The 13,732-nt window shown below is 33.8% G+C and carries 13 protein-coding genes, 1 tRNA gene and 5 pseudogenes; 5 read left to right on the top strand and 14 right to left on the bottom strand.

Going from position 1 to position 13,732, the window contains the following annotated elements:
* Window positions 1-766: pseudogene (locus ACFIK7_RS05210) on the bottom strand (DUF637 domain-containing protein); the annotation flags it as partial.
* Between the two features lie 188 nt (window positions 767-954).
* Between ACFIK7_RS05210 and ACFIK7_RS05205 the strand changes: the two are divergent.
* Together ACFIK7_RS05205 and ACFIK7_RS05200 are read left to right on the top strand one after the other, a co-directional pair.
* Complete coding sequence (locus tag ACFIK7_RS05205) at window positions 955-1,203, top strand: hypothetical protein (RefSeq protein ID WP_375631044.1); 249 nt, start codon at window positions 955-957, stop codon at window positions 1,201-1,203.
* A gap of 575 nt (window positions 1,204-1,778) precedes the next feature.
* Complete coding sequence (locus ACFIK7_RS05200; RefSeq protein ID WP_375631043.1) at window positions 1,779-2,318, top strand: hypothetical protein; 540 nt, start codon at window positions 1,779-1,781, stop codon at window positions 2,316-2,318.
* Here the strand turns inward: ACFIK7_RS05200 and ACFIK7_RS05195 are convergent.
* From ACFIK7_RS05195 to ACFIK7_RS05180, 4 genes are all read right to left on the bottom strand, one after another.
* A complete protein-coding gene (locus ACFIK7_RS05195; RefSeq protein ID WP_375631042.1) occupies window positions 2,302-2,712 on the bottom strand; it encodes a hypothetical protein in 411 nt (136 codons plus the stop codon). The two genes, ACFIK7_RS05200 and ACFIK7_RS05195, sit on opposite strands and share 17 nt — an antisense overlap.
* Window positions 2,703-3,005, bottom strand: a complete 303-nt coding sequence (locus tag ACFIK7_RS05190; protein ID WP_273790437.1) for a hypothetical protein — start codon at window positions 3,003-3,005, stop codon at window positions 2,703-2,705. Before ACFIK7_RS05190 ends, ACFIK7_RS05195 begins: the two co-directional genes overlap by 10 nt.
* Window positions 3,006-3,482: 477 nt before the next feature.
* Window positions 3,483-3,662 carry a hypothetical protein gene (locus ACFIK7_RS05185; RefSeq protein ID WP_375658087.1) on the bottom strand — a complete coding sequence of 60 codons (180 nt, stop codon included), beginning with the start codon at window positions 3,660-3,662 and terminating at the stop codon, window positions 3,483-3,485.
* A gap of 25 nt (window positions 3,663-3,687) precedes the next feature.
* Window positions 3,688-3,825: a hypothetical protein gene (locus ACFIK7_RS05180; RefSeq protein WP_375637499.1), complete on the bottom strand. Its 138-nt coding sequence runs from the start codon at window positions 3,823-3,825 to the stop codon at window positions 3,688-3,690.
* A 363-nt stretch (window positions 3,826-4,188) separates the two neighbouring features.
* Between ACFIK7_RS05180 and ACFIK7_RS05175 the strand changes: the two are divergent.
* Window positions 4,189-4,364 (top strand): annotated as a pseudogene (locus ACFIK7_RS05175) (single-stranded DNA-binding protein); the annotation flags it as partial.
* A 21-nt stretch (window positions 4,365-4,385) separates the two neighbouring features.
* On the opposite strand, the gene ACFIK7_RS05170 reads toward ACFIK7_RS05175, so the two are convergent.
* From ACFIK7_RS05170 to ACFIK7_RS05145, 6 genes are all read right to left on the bottom strand, one after another.
* On the bottom strand, window positions 4,386-4,952 hold the full coding sequence (locus tag ACFIK7_RS05170; protein ID WP_375663039.1) for a biotin transporter BioY: 567 nt from the start codon (window positions 4,950-4,952) through the stop codon (window positions 4,386-4,388).
* A 257-nt stretch (window positions 4,953-5,209) separates the two neighbouring features.
* Window positions 5,210-5,767: a biotin transporter BioY gene (locus ACFIK7_RS05165; protein WP_375663038.1), complete on the bottom strand. Its 558-nt coding sequence runs from the start codon at window positions 5,765-5,767 to the stop codon at window positions 5,210-5,212.
* Window positions 5,764-6,420, bottom strand: a complete 657-nt coding sequence (locus tag ACFIK7_RS05160; protein ID WP_375663037.1) for an energy-coupling factor transporter transmembrane component T family protein — start codon at window positions 6,418-6,420, stop codon at window positions 5,764-5,766. Before ACFIK7_RS05160 ends, ACFIK7_RS05165 begins: the two co-directional genes overlap by 4 nt.
* On the bottom strand, window positions 6,417-7,097 hold the full coding sequence (locus ACFIK7_RS05155; RefSeq protein ID WP_273790432.1) for an energy-coupling factor ABC transporter ATP-binding protein: 681 nt from the start codon (window positions 7,095-7,097) through the stop codon (window positions 6,417-6,419). Before ACFIK7_RS05155 ends, ACFIK7_RS05160 begins: the two co-directional genes overlap by 4 nt.
* Before the next feature lie 40 nt (window positions 7,098-7,137).
* Complete coding sequence (locus tag ACFIK7_RS05150) at window positions 7,138-8,565, bottom strand: amino acid permease (protein WP_375663041.1); 1,428 nt, start codon at window positions 8,563-8,565, stop codon at window positions 7,138-7,140.
* 1,069 nt (window positions 8,566-9,634) lie between these two features.
* Window positions 9,635-9,769: a SlyX family protein gene (locus ACFIK7_RS05145; protein ID WP_273790429.1), complete on the bottom strand. Its 135-nt coding sequence runs from the start codon at window positions 9,767-9,769 to the stop codon at window positions 9,635-9,637.
* 454 nt (window positions 9,770-10,223) lie between these two features.
* On the opposite strand from ACFIK7_RS05145, the gene ACFIK7_RS05140 reads away from it, so the two are divergent.
* A tRNA-Thr gene (locus ACFIK7_RS05140) sits at window positions 10,224-10,299 on the top strand.
* Window positions 10,300-10,398: 99 nt separating this feature from the next.
* Here the strand turns inward: ACFIK7_RS05140 and ACFIK7_RS05135 are convergent.
* Window positions 10,399-10,601: pseudogene (locus tag ACFIK7_RS05135) on the bottom strand (helix-turn-helix transcriptional regulator).
* Between the two features lie 275 nt (window positions 10,602-10,876).
* Here ACFIK7_RS05135 and ACFIK7_RS05130 point away from each other — a divergent pair.
* A pseudogene (locus tag ACFIK7_RS05130) lies at window positions 10,877-11,079 on the top strand (hypothetical protein).
* 638 nt (window positions 11,080-11,717) lie between these two features.
* Here ACFIK7_RS05130 and ACFIK7_RS05125 read toward each other — a convergent pair.
* A pseudogene (locus tag ACFIK7_RS05125) lies at window positions 11,718-12,159 on the bottom strand (integrase); the annotation flags it as partial.
* 592 nt (window positions 12,160-12,751) lie between these two features.
* A complete protein-coding gene (locus tag ACFIK7_RS05120) occupies window positions 12,752-12,925 on the bottom strand; it encodes a hypothetical protein (RefSeq protein ID WP_375663036.1) in 174 nt (57 codons plus the stop codon).
* Between the last annotated feature and the right edge of the window lie 807 nt (window positions 12,926-13,732).

Genomic DNA, 13,732 nt, shown 5'->3' with positions numbered 1-13,732 from the left:
CGTTTAGGTTACCCATTTCCTCTTTCACAATGCCTTGCACCCACAATTGAAACTGGAGCATAGCAGTGGCTTCGCCCACAGGCCCCGCCGATAGCACCGGCAGAGCAAGCGCCACTCGCAACCGCGCCTTTTAAACAGCCAAGACCAGCGTGGGCAACGATCTGTGTGACCGTGTCTATTTTGCCTTCTGCCTTGGCGGTACCAATTTCTTCTGCCAACGATTTGCCAACCGTATCAGACAGGGCGATGCGCAGATTGTTAAAAAAGTTCTTGTCAAGAGAACCACCCTCAAGAGCCATTTGAACGCCTGTGCCAATGGCGGCTTTGATCAGGTTCTTTTCCGCTTCACGGGCGATACGATCGACAAAAGGAGCGGTTTTTGGCAAAGATTGTCCAACACCTGCCATTTCCGTTATTTGACTGGTTAAGCCCGCCATTAACATCGATGAGACAATGCTGGGAACATTCTTTGAAGAGCCAAGCTCATGCAAGGCGCCGGCAATATTGCCGCGATTATTGACAAAAGCCACAGCGCTTTTGTCAATCAATGCTTGGACACCTGCCTGTATCACCGCATTCATGGCGGTGCTCGAGCCAAGCCCCAATGCACCGGTAATGGCACTGGCAGCACCCAAGGCTGCTCCGCCCGTAACCGCGCCCCCGTGACAGCCAATGCCACGATAGCCGCACCGGCTTCTTTCAGCCCTTGGGCTTTATAATCCCAGTCTTTAAACTCAGCCTTAACTGCTAGCCAATCAACTTTCCTTACAAATCTTAATCAACCCAAAGTAATAGCCTGAAATAGCCGTGTGTCGTATGGAAAATTAAAAACAAAAACCGAATGAAGAAAATGCACTTGAGACTTGCATATGGCTTCACAGGTTTATTGCTGTAAAAGCTTCAAATGATGATATCTCTAATACTTTTCGCTTGTTCTCTTGTGGTAGCTTCCACATGCGAAAATATATGGACTATAATACCTCTTCTCAAGCTTATCAAACTGAACTCAAAGATATTTCCTTATTGATTTTGAAAGAGTCCTTAAAACGCATTTTGCAGAGCAACGTAGAAAGCATGTCTAAAAAAATCATTCCAAGAGCAACAGATTTTTCTAAGTATTGTGAAGAGATTGAAAAAGACCTTCTTTCACGCACCAAAACTCTTCATGAACTAATGATAGGAGAGTTTAAAATAGATTTCTAAAAAGTAGCAAAATAGTGAAAAGTGCTGATCATTTTTGGATTGGATATGCATTTAAAGAGTGATTAAAAAGTTTTTTTAATGTACAATATATTTCTAGAAGCTAAAATAGCTCTATAGTATCAAATTTATAAAGTAAATAAATCCATTAATACAAATTAAGGATTTTAGGATACGCGAATTTCAAAATATTTGTTTTTTAAAACATGAGTAGCCAGCATCAGCGCAAAAAATGTTGCGGCAATTATGATTCCCTTTCGTGTACTTTTGAAATAACAGAGCTTTTCTTTAATCTGTATGAAAGGGTTGCCAGTGCGATGGGCTTTGTTGAAAGGTGGATTTGGGTATCAAAATGCAAGCAAGAGTTTGGGATTATGGAGCTCTGTGTTTAAAGCTATCATCAACTATAGATAAATCATAGACGAGGTTAACTAAAATATTAAAAGCAACTGGATGCAATAGAAGACATTGCTATTAAAAGAAAAGCAAATGCTAAAAAGACTAAAAGGTAGTTTGTGTTTTTATATCAGAAAATAATTTAAGAAATTGAGATCATAATTTTTTCACAGGAAATAAATATGTTTACAGATAAGAAGAGAAAAGCCTTGTTTGGCGTTATAATGTTTATATTTGTATGTTTTTTAGGAATAAGAAAAAATCTTGACTTTATTCAGGGTATTTTGACATTCGCGTCTATTTCTTTGGTGATCGTAACAACTGTTTTTGCAATTTTATGCAATTCTAATATCCCTTCTGAGTTGCAAAACAACCCACAATATAAATGCGGCAATACAACAGGTTGGAAGACATTAACATGTGAGTTACATCAGTATATGCACAGTCTCCTAAAGTTAATAATTTTAGCGCTTGTCGTTTTAATTTTCCCAAGTAGTTATAAAGAAACTGTTTCTTTGCCTGTCATTTCTAAGTACGTGGAGCACAAGTTTTCTTTTTCATTGGATACCGTACTTTGGTACTTAGATATTGCTCTTGGATATTCAAATATTATAATTTGGTACTTTTTTTTAGTCTGTGTATTCTTCCTTATGTTGCGTACACGCAGTTTAATAAATATATCTATTTACACGCTACAGTGCTCTATTAAAGAGATACCGTAAAACTTACGATTTCATGCTTTAATTTTTCTTTTATATGACCTTCATTATACATACCATTATCATTTTTACTTGTTTTAATAGCAAATTTATGTTGAAAAGTTTCAGTATTAAAGATTATATCAAAATTATTATGTGTCTTTCCAACAAAACTTATGTTTTTAAATGCTGGATTTAATTTATATTTTTTAAAAAGATTCAAAAAATAATTCTTTAAATTATTTTTTTCTTTAAATTTGATACCCAAGTCAAGTTCCATTTCAGAATAATCATCCGTGGGAAATTCACCCAACAAAAGTTTAGCCATCTTTAGCAAGTTGTCTTCTGATTGCATTGCAAAAAAATCTAATTGTTTTGGTTGTGTATATTTCAGTTTTATTTCTTTAATTAAAAGCAATTTTTTTCGAACTCTTCCTTACCAACAATATCAGGTGAGATATCAATCGTTTTCGGGGGAAAAGATTTTTTGTAGTGTAGCTGCAAGAATTTGTTTAACTCTTTATTTGAAGAAAAAAGAGTAAACTCTATAGGAATCAAAATTCCAAAATATTGCTTATTCTGTTCAATCTGATTTTTAGAACGTGGGTTAGGAATATTCTGAAAATCGTTTTCAGAATCAATAACTTCAGGATTATAAGGACTATTTTCTCCCGTTAAAACATAAATCCAATAGCAGATCTTCGAGTTCACAGAAAAATTTTCGATTATTAAAGTAGCACATTGATTATCACAGTTAAAATCGTATCTTCTTTCCTATAAAAATTTATCAGCATCATTGATATTAACTAATTCTGAGGCTGGATCTATTTTATATTTATAAGAAAGAAAGTTAATGGTATTCATAAAGTTAACATAATTACAATGTCTATAGTCTTATCAGATGGCAGGTGCTTCCCAAGTTATCTTAGTGATTATGGGAAGATAGTGTATCCAAAATATATTGTATTGTTTAGAATCAGTTAGTTAAAGATCGAAGCTATACAATTTTAATTGCAAAGCAATACGAATTTTAGAGAACTCTGCAGTGAAAGCTGCTTAGATTTTTAGAATATGGGCTCCCCCTTCCCGGCTTTTAAGTGGAGGAGAAATCAGTGCATTGAACGAAGCATAGTATCACGTAAAATGGCGTTAATACGCATTTGATATCCTTTCCCTTGACTTTTAAAGTCACGCTGGAACGTCTGAATCCACACGCACTGTTGTGACAGTTTTGGGTGGTTTATAGAATGGATTGCGAACGGCATTTTTCCAGAACACATCATTGAGTGACGGAATATCTCTATAATCAATTGCATTGTCCGGCATTACAGCCAGTTTATCAACTTCAACTCTCTGTTCATCTGTCAAAGGTGATAAGTTACCTACCTCAATTTTATAACGAACTTTCTTCTTTATAAAGTTTCCTCTCTTTCAAATTGGCTCGCCGTGCTGAAATAATACGGATTACCTCTATGCCATTTTTATCGTCATGGACAATATGCGCTACGAATAGTAATAAAAAAACATCCATGAGCCATAAAGCTTGCTAACCATACTCTCCATTTTCAATACGGTCTTGTTTAGCCATGGAGAATGGATCAGAAAAAACATATGCAGATATTTCAAAACTTTACACGGTGCTTTCTAAGATTACTTTTTGTTTTAGCTTCATTCCATTCAAATCTCATTTTTATACCTTATATTAATACATTTATAAGGGCACTATATACATCAAGAGTTTTTAGATGAACACTAAATTATCCATGTTTTTATACAATTAATATAATTTAACACTTTTAAAATTAGTGATTAATTAACTAAAAATATTAAAAAAATAATAAATTATTCTAAGGCTTTATGCATATAATATGCAAATCGAATAAAACTTACAAGCCTGTTGAATAAAATGATATTAATTGGCTATTTAGGGGCTGCTCCTGAAAGAAAAAAGAATTTTGGTGCCGAAACATTCAATTTTCGTATGGCTACCTCTGAGAGCTATGCAGATAAAAATACCAATAAAAAAGTGACAAAACAAAATGGTATTCCGTGGTGCTTTTTAATCTACATACATTTGGAAAAACTTGTTCTTCAGTACAAAACTGCCCCTTTTTCCGAATGAATGAGAGGAACGGTTTTTTTTATGGTCAACGCTACAAAAGATGCAATCAGCACTTTCAAGAAACCACTAACAAAAAAACCTAATGAACTTATTAAAACTGTCAGAAAAGGAACCTGTGTCATATACGCTACCCATGGTATTCCAAAAGAATAGACTATCCCAATGCCACCCACAGTATTTATCACAAATAATATTATAAAATTTAACCGCTGCCAAAATAATTCTACCATAAAGCCAATAAAAAATGCAGCAAATGGAAAACTAATCAGATAACCACTCGTAACTCCTGAAAAAACACTAATTCCACCACGACCACTAGGCAATAGAGGTAACCCAATTGCAATAAGAACAAGGAAAAGAAGTGATGCTAACGCTCCCCTTTTTGCTCCAAGTATAGAGCCTGCTAACATCGGAGCCATAGACTGAGCTGTAATAGGGACACCCAGCAAAAAAGGAAGATAAAGAGGAGGAAAAAGACTCAAAACAGCGTAAATAGAGGCAAATAAAGCAATATAAACCAAATCCTTTGTATTCACTGAATTATTCCTTCACTAGGGAAAAGCTTTCGTTATTGTTGTACAATTAATAAAAAGTATCAGATTTATAAAAGTACACTTTAAATGCCTTAGATATAGAGAAAAATACTATAATAATTTATTTTAATAATATTACTTATATGAATCATATTAGATTCTACAATGTTTAATTATATCATAAATTACTATAGTTAAATTCAATAATAGTGATATACGAATATTATATAACAACAGCATAACAAAATAATACATTTATTTTAGTTATTATGCTTTGAATGCATGAGAGGAACAGATCTTTTAATCGCGAGTGCAATAAAGGATGCAATCAACGCTTTTAAACAATCGCCTATCAAAAAAACTGATGAAACCATTAAAACATTCAGTAAAGAAACTTTGGTCATATACGCTGTCCATGGAACCCCAAAAGAATAAACTATCCCAATGCCACCAAAAGTATTTATCATAAATAATGTTATAAAATTTAACCGCTGCCAAAACAACTCTACCATTAAACCAATAAAAAATGCGGCAAATGGAAAACCTATTAAATAACCACTTGCAATCCCTGAAAAGACACTGATTCCACCACGACCACCAGACAACAGAGGTAATCCAGTCGCAACAAGAACAAGAAAAAGGAGTGACGCTAAAGCACCCCTTTTTGCCCCAAGTATAGACCCTGCTAGCATCGGTCCCATCGATTGAGCTGTAACAGGTACCCCTAGAAGAAAAGGAAGATAAATAGAAGGGAAAAGGCCCAAAATAGCATAAATAGCGGCAAATAAAGCAATATAAACTAAATCTTTTGTATTCATTTAATTCTTCTTTTACTATAAAAACTCTGATTATTACGAGATGCTGTATCAATAGTATCAGCATCATAAGAACGCGCTTCCAATGCTTCAGCCACTTCTGACGCCATTCTTATGGTCCGTATAATTAAAGGTATCGCAAGAGCAACAATGTTAGTATTAAGTCCCCGTGCTTGCTGTGCTTCATGTACCTCATTAAACTTTTCACTCAAAAGAGGAATAAACCTGATCGCCATAGAGATAACCATACTCACTTTTGATGGATTTATACCAAAACAACGAAAGGGCTGGAGGCCTGCTTCAATTGCATCCACCATATCTGACACTTTTGTTGTGAATGAAATAATTGATGATAAAGAAAAGAGGATAACAAGACGTAATATGACCTCAACCCCCGTAAGCCAACCGCTAAAAATAGTTTGAAATACAAATAGAAGAACTAAAAGCAATCCCATCGATTTAAATTGCTTTATCACAGTTTTGAAAGGAATCTTGGCGACTCTATAGAATAAGCTGACAAACAACAAAAATAAACCAAGAAGCGCTATGGAAGAAACCATTATTATAAAAGTTCCACACGCCGTAAGAAATAATAACTTAACTCCAGGCCTTAACCTATGAATAAATGTATCCCTCGGAATATATAAACCGATCATGACATTCTTCTTATATACTCCTTTATAGCAACAAAAGGTACATCATCAATTGCTATCTCCCCCTTATCAAAAACCAGCACTCTATCAAACTTTTTCAAAAACTCTAAATCATGCGATACAACTATTGCAGTTTGTGGTAATTCTTCTATCACTTGCGTAACGCGATGCTTATTTCGTAAATCAAGTAATGTCGTCGGCTCATCAAAAATAATATAGTCTGGTTTCATTGCAACTACACCGGAAATAGCAACGAGTTGTTTTTGCCCACCACTTAATAAATGGACAGCGTGATTTCTGAAATCTTGAAGTTCATAGCGCTGTAAAATTTCATCTACACGCTCCTTAATTTCATCTTTATTAAGCTTTAAATTTTTGAGACCAAAGGATAAGTCCTCTTCAACTAATGGTAAAACAATCTGATTATCTGGATTTTGAAAAACAAATCCAACTTTACGCTTTACTGCTTTTGCATCGCGTTTTGTATCAAGCCCATCAACGCTTACAAAACCATGAGATGGTAATTGGAGCCCATTAATAAGACGAACAAATGTACTTTTTCCAGAACCATTCGCACCTATAATAGCAATTCGTCTTTCGGTAAGCTGTACAGTAATATTTCTTAAAACACACAAATCACCAAAAACTTGTGTTACCTCATCAAATTTTATAATCCCCAAAGTTTATTCCAATCAATCCCTTTTATTAGCTCTTCTTTCTCTATCGTTTCAGTTTATAACCTAAAAGTAATAACAAGCACCATAGAGGAATAATAATGACTGCCAAACTCATATCAGGCATCTGTACAGGAATATATGTTTCAAGAAAAGGCACGCTTATTCCTATCATATCAAAAAGTCGAGTCATCAATCCATTTTGCCCAAAACCACTGACAAACATAATGCAAAACAATAAAGCAAGAAAGATGAGGCAAAGATAGTTAGCGTAAGGATATAAACCAAATGCATAAATAAAATCGCCCTTTCTGTTCTTATATGCATTGCGAAATTTCAAATGAACAATAACAATAATAGCCCAAGTAATCACTGCTGCTGCAGTTGCAAGAGCCATGATCCGCATGAAACTATTATCAGGAACAAGAGCATTAACAACGACAATCAACGCCGTACATAATGATGAAAAAAGGATAGCAATATAAGGAACACGAGCAGCACTCAGTTTACTAAAAATATGTGGTGCATTTTTTTGTACAGCTAAACTATAAAGCATACGGCCATTAGAATAAATGCCACTATTGTAAACAGAAATAGCAGCCATAATCACCACAAAATTCAAAATATGACCAGCAGCAGGAATTCCTATAGTCTCGAAAATTGTGACAAAAGGACTACCATTTTTTCCAATCATATTCCAAGGGCTGATTATCATAATAACGCTGATAGAACCAATATAAAAAATTATAATCCTCCACATAACTTGACGAATAGCCGCTGGAATTGTTTTTTGTGGATTAGATGCTTCTCCAGCAGCAATACCAATAAGCTCCGTTCCTCCAAAAGAAAACATTACTACAGAAGTTGCTAAAACAACCCCTACTGCTCCATAAGGGAAAAAACCGCCATGGTCCCAAAGATAATGAATATTCGCTTGATTTTCCCCTAGTCCAGTGACAATGAGAAAAATTCCCAAAATAATCATACCAATAACAGCAGCCACTTTGATCAAAGCGCAAACAAATTCAAATTCTCCATAAAAACGAACATTAAACAAATTAACAAATGTAACAAATAAAAGAACAATGAAAGATGTCTTCCAATGATCAATCAAAATCCAATGATCAAGGTAAAACCCTATCACTGTAAGTTCAGCCATGCTCACAAGAATATAAAGAAACCAATAATTCCAACCTGTTATGAAACCAGCTAATCTCCCCCAATATTTATAAGCAAAAAAACTAAATGCTCCTGAAGACGGTTCTTCTACTGACATTTCACCAAGCATTCGCATAATGAAATACATAATAATCCCGCCGACAAGATAAGATAAAATAACTGAGGGACCAGCTAATTGAATTGCCTCGGTTGACCCATAAAAAAGTCCCGTCCCAATAACGCCACCCAAAGCAATCATTTGAATATGGCGATTTTGAAGGCTACGCTTCAATTCCTCGTGCTTTTTTTCAGACATCATGCCTCACTACTTTTGTTGAACTTAACCTCAACTTTTATTGAAAAATTAGGCACCTCTTTCAAAAAACACAAAACAAACGTAAACTTATTTTCTCATCATAATGCAACTCCTCATTTTTTTGTGCATTATACGTATGTCCCGTTGAAGTTTTAAGAAAAAATATGCTCCACCCTTTATTTAAATTAATGTCCTTCATTTTCGTTACACTAACCATTATAGCATTGGTCATTGATAACGCACACTCTGTAATCACATCACATTGGACAACAACCCCCTTTAATAAAATTTTAATAAACCTTCTGCAAACAGATATCTATCACCTTAATCAATCTCTATGCAAGGTAATGCCTGATTTTCTGTCCTCAATTTGCATTACTCTCACTTATTTACCCGCATGGTCTATCTTTGGTGCTTTAGCAATAGTATTTTGTATCTTAAATTACGAAAAACAAAAGCCTTTTCACAAAATATCATATACATATAACGAAGAGTACATTTGATCTTGAAAAAAAATTCTAGAGCTCTCTGTCCTATAACATAATCGATGTCGCTTAAAACCCCTCACTCTATAAAACAACTGAAAATCACTTGATCATCAGAACAAATTAAAACGCTTTATTATAAATATAGGCGCTCACTTATGATTTCTATAGATAACGATAACATCACTTCATCTGTATCAATTTAAAAAAATTAGCGAATAAATCTACCTCCCACCTATAAGAAAACTCTGTACAGAAAAAACTTAAAATATTGCAGTTCATATATTTTTCTATGGCTGCTTCTTTATACTCTACAAAAACTTTTCTTAATTTTCGTACTAGAAACCCCATATAAAAAAACGTCTTCTAATATCAGCTCTCCTTATAAGATTAGAACTTATTAGAATTAATGAAGAAGCTTATAAAAATTATTCTACAAGTCTAACAAAATGCGTGAAATAAAAACTCATCTGTAAATAATTGCAATTATGATAAAAAATATTTCGCACCTTCTCCCTATTGAGAAAATGGTAAGATAACAGCTTCAGTAACACTCTGTTCTTTTAAATCTGAAAATCGTCTCGCTAAAATATCAACTTTTTAGATATCTCATCCAAACTTTTCCATTGATTAATTACCTCTCGAGAAAGTTCTTCAATGAATTTTTCTTGGTAAGCTAGCTTCATTTCTAGTTCTATCAGCCGATCTTCATCCGACATGATTTTTACTCCCTCTTAAATAAAAAAACGTGATTAATTTTATTAATCCTCCTCCCTTTTTCTTCCCATAAAAATGAGAAGTAACTTTTAAACTAATTCTACTCATCTTATTTGCACATTATAAAGGGTTTATGATGATCTTTATTTTCCCAATCACTTATGCAACAAATTTCTTTCTCAAGAACCAGAAAATGTTTTTATCTTTACTAAGATATCTTGACACCATTTTTCATCCTAAAGATCTACATTCCCAGCTTCTTAATTTAAGTGTTATCTAAATTGGAAAGCATTTTATAGCATTAAGGTCAAAGAATACTTTCCTCTGACTTTTACATACTTCTCCTTCAAATTATTATCATATTTATAAATTATTGAAAAAATGCATTCTTGCTTTTATACGTACTTTTAGCTATTACCCTCAAATTAGTTTTGTTTCATTGACTTACAAACCTATGCCGCATTAGCTCAGTTGGTAGAGCACATCATTCGTAATGATGGGGTCGCTGGTTCGAATCCGGCATGCGGCACCATTTTGTTTCTTAAACATGTTGAAATATATAGATTTTTTCTTTAAATGGCCATTTTCAGACCACCTTTTAGACCACCTTCTACAGTTTATATAATTTTACCTAATTTGTTCTTATTTTCTCCTTATTTTTCGTTGAAGTGAATTCTAAAATCTCTTTTTTCCTTCACCTTACTGCTCTCCCTAGCTTGCATGGCTTTGGAAATACACCTGAGGCATCTAATGGCGAATCGTTGTTGTGGATACACTAAAAAGCTGTGCACATTCACGGATTGTTACATATCTATCGCCATCATCAAATATCATTTCATTGCCTTTCTCTTTTTTATGTTATGTAAATGGGCTGGGGGGCTAGGAGGAGAGAACTTCCTATATCTTTAAGCGGCTTTTTGTCAAAATCTTTTTTGTCTCTTGTGCTATTGCCTCTAAAAAGATTTCAATAGCTTGATTGATTTGCTTAAGATGCTGCTGGAAACGTAGCCAATACAACACCAGACAAAGGTGATACCATTGGACCCGAACACCCCACAAAATGCTTCATATGAAAAAGACAAAAGCGTTATTCATATGGAAAAAAATATCTGACGGTGAGGTCAGCGATCATAGCAGCTTTTCTTATAGCTTTAGTCAAAGCCTTTTTTCTTGGGAAAAAAGTTGAGAAGCAAAAGCAAACAAAGGAAGCTTTCAAGATAGCGACAACACGGCTTGAGATAGAAAATGAAATTAATAGAAAAGTGATGCTGATGTGCGCACTAAGCTTTCTAGCTGGTTGCGCGACGAATGAATGAACTTCTTGTATTGGATGGCTGCCAATTTATTTGAATCGACAAGATATCAATGTCATTAGTCCAAATTTGGCGAGAGATATTTTAAAACATAATGAACAAGGTGAACGTTTATGTGATTGGAGACATAAACGGAAAATAAAGTGATAAAAATATAATTTCTCTGAAACATCTATCAATGAAAAGATTTAAAAGAGGTGGATACATTCAGATTAGAAAGTAAAAGCACTTAAAGGATTAAAACACTCTGGTGGTCGATTGGATTTAATTAGAGTGACTGGGACGTCTGAGTTGAAACTAAAGGATTCAACAAGTTATATTTGTGTAAAATGATTGTGTCTATTGATGTATTCTAAGAGCATCTTTGTTATCTTATCAAAAGAAGATGAGAAAAGATTTTATGGATAGCACTACTATCGTCGTTCAAAGAACTGATCATACACAAAGGTTCTGTTTTCAACAAAAATAATATCTAGGAGCCGGCATGCTTGAAGAAAAGCAATCTACGGAACTATATAATGAATAATGGTATAGGCTCTATGTGATTTGTAAATGACGTTGCTTCAGCTTCCTAATTATAATAATGATGTTGACGATAAGGCAAATACTTTCGCACTATATCTGCTTTTTCATGCTAAAGTGGCGGGAACACATTGTGAATGATCTTGGCTGTTAATTTTTCTATAGGTAAATTTCCTATGTGGGAAATAACATGCAACTCCAGTAGAGAAAACCAACAACCATTTTTTCTTTTATTTTTTAACTTAGCTTTTTTACTTTCAAAATTGGCCTGGCAATTTCTTGGAAAATATTGCTTTGCTATTTTAAGACAATTTCTTCCTGAAATAAAATCCTTCTTTTAAAATATCACTGTAATATCTTGCAAACTCATGTACTGCTCTTAGAGAAAGTTTGTAATAGGACCGTGCCTTTCATGGCGTTTATTTTGATGTGTATAACGGAAAAATTAAGAGCGCGTATTATCTTTTCGACACTCAACCACAATCTTACTTTATCACAATATTTATCTTGAGAAGGTACTTTTACAAAGATACTGATAATCTATAAATCGCCCTCACCTAATTCACCTTCTCGCTCATCCTTCCATGCATTGCTCGTCCACCTTTTAAACTACCTTCAATTTTTGATATAGAATTTTTTCTTTAATTTTTTTATTGAATCATAAAAATGATATGTCTCAATCTCACCTCTATGCATCTTTATACGCTTTGATTCTTATTTCTAAAGCCCAGACAGCCCGCATATCGCACTGTTTTTTATATTTAATATATATTTTTAGATTTATTCGTAACTTGTTAGAAAAGTTGCTATATTTTGATAGAAAATCTTCTATCAATTCACTTTTTTCAAAAGGTTCTGAAAGGATTCTTAAAAAGTCTGTAAAGTTAAAGGCTATTTAATACGTATTGTTTCTTTTTTAGAAATCAAAATTGGTGATGCCCCATTCCTTACCAGCAATTGTGTTATTTGCAGAGCAATCTGTATAAGATGGTGTAATCTCTTTTATGAAGTTAACTAAAGTTTTTTGAATTTCTAGCATATTGCTTAAAGACAAAACACTCCCTTTTATTTATGCAAACAGCTTAGACATCGGCTGATAATCCTCTCCGCTTATAAAAAATCCTTTCTTTATAACCTTCAGAACCACAATTAAAGTGGTAAAAGATAGAACAAGATTTTTAGACGATCATAACGCACAATAAAAATAGACCAGTTTAAATGTTCAATGCTAACACCTGCTAAACAGAGGAAAATAAGTTTTAGCACGCCTTCAAATTGTAAGGACTTAAGCCCCCGCGCGCTACGATGGGTTTCACCTCTCATCGTACGATTTACTTTCTCTCAAAAATTTAATCGCTGTAAATATAAAAATCTTGAAGCCCGTCTAAATCCGTGAGAGTTTCTGGAGCTTGCTGTATTAAACGTTGAAACTCCTCACAGCTGCTTATCTGAAGTGCTAACATTTTTCATAAAAGGACGATAGTGGTGTTGAAACATCCCCAAAAAGTTTACGCCATAACCTGAGAGATTATTGCTGATTTCAGGGGATAGAATCAATTTCAGCTCAAAGAAAATCCCACCCATACCAACAAAAAGGTTTAGTCTACATGCCATGAGGAATGTCCTCAATAATTTTGATAATTTTTTGGTAAAATTTCTTTTGCCACCAATATCAGCTGCAACAGGTGTGGAATTAACAGGATTATAATTTTTTATCCTAAAATGTATCCATCATTTTTTACATTCTTTCATCTATCTTAGCCTTCTTTTCACAGCTTCAAGTGATAAAAAGTAACTGCAATTTAAATTATCTTGCATCGAACAAATTGCTCGCAAACTATCCCTATTGGCTAGATGACAACCCATCATCTATTTAAAGAGAGAAAAACTTTTCTTTTTTATTCAGCGATAAAGTAAATACTATTCAATTACTTATGAGTAGTAATTAGATCAAATGGAAACTGCTAATCTGAGTAATCTTGTACCCGTTTATATAGGTTTAGGAAAGCGTGCTGTTATGAATATTCATAAAAATGCTTTAAAAATTGATATCAGCAAAACTTCTGTAAAAAAAAGGAAAAGATGTTCTCTTACTTGCTACTGAAAAAACTGTTCAGATTTGTCTTTATA

Source organism: Bartonella sp. CL266QHHD, from assembly GCF_042195355.1.
Lineage (GTDB): Bacteria > Pseudomonadota > Alphaproteobacteria > Rhizobiales > Rhizobiaceae > Bartonella.
The sequence above is the reverse complement of the archived record's forward strand: the minus strand, read 5'-3'. Positions and strand labels throughout refer to the sequence as shown.

Bases quoted from the DNA above. Each gene is read 5' to 3' on its own strand.
- ACFIK7_RS05150 (WP_375663041.1), bottom strand. From the start codon at position 8,565: ATGTCTGAAAAAAAGCACGAGGAATTGAAGCGTAGCCTTCAAAATCGC.
- ACFIK7_RS05200 (WP_375631043.1), top strand. From the start codon at position 1,779: ATGTTTACAGATAAGAAGAGAAAAGCCTTGTTTGGCGTTATAATGTTT.
- ACFIK7_RS05165 (WP_375663038.1), bottom strand. From the start codon at position 5,767: ATGAATACAAAAGATTTAGTTTATATTGCTTTATTTGCCGCTATTTAT.
- ACFIK7_RS05145 (WP_273790429.1), bottom strand. From the start codon at position 9,769: ATGTCGGATGAAGATCGGCTGATAGAACTAGAAATGAAGCTAGCTTAC.
- ACFIK7_RS05180 (WP_375637499.1), bottom strand. From the start codon at position 3,825: ATGGATGTTTTTTTATTACTATTCGTAGCGCATATTGTCCATGACGAT.
- ACFIK7_RS05205 (WP_375631044.1), top strand. From the start codon at position 955: ATGCGAAAATATATGGACTATAATACCTCTTCTCAAGCTTATCAAACT.
- ACFIK7_RS05120 (WP_375663036.1), bottom strand. From the start codon at position 12,925: ATGAGAGGTGAAACCCATCGTAGCGCGCGGGGGCTTAAGTCCTTACAA.
- ACFIK7_RS05160 (WP_375663037.1), bottom strand. From the start codon at position 6,420: ATGATCGGTTTATATATTCCGAGGGATACATTTATTCATAGGTTAAGG.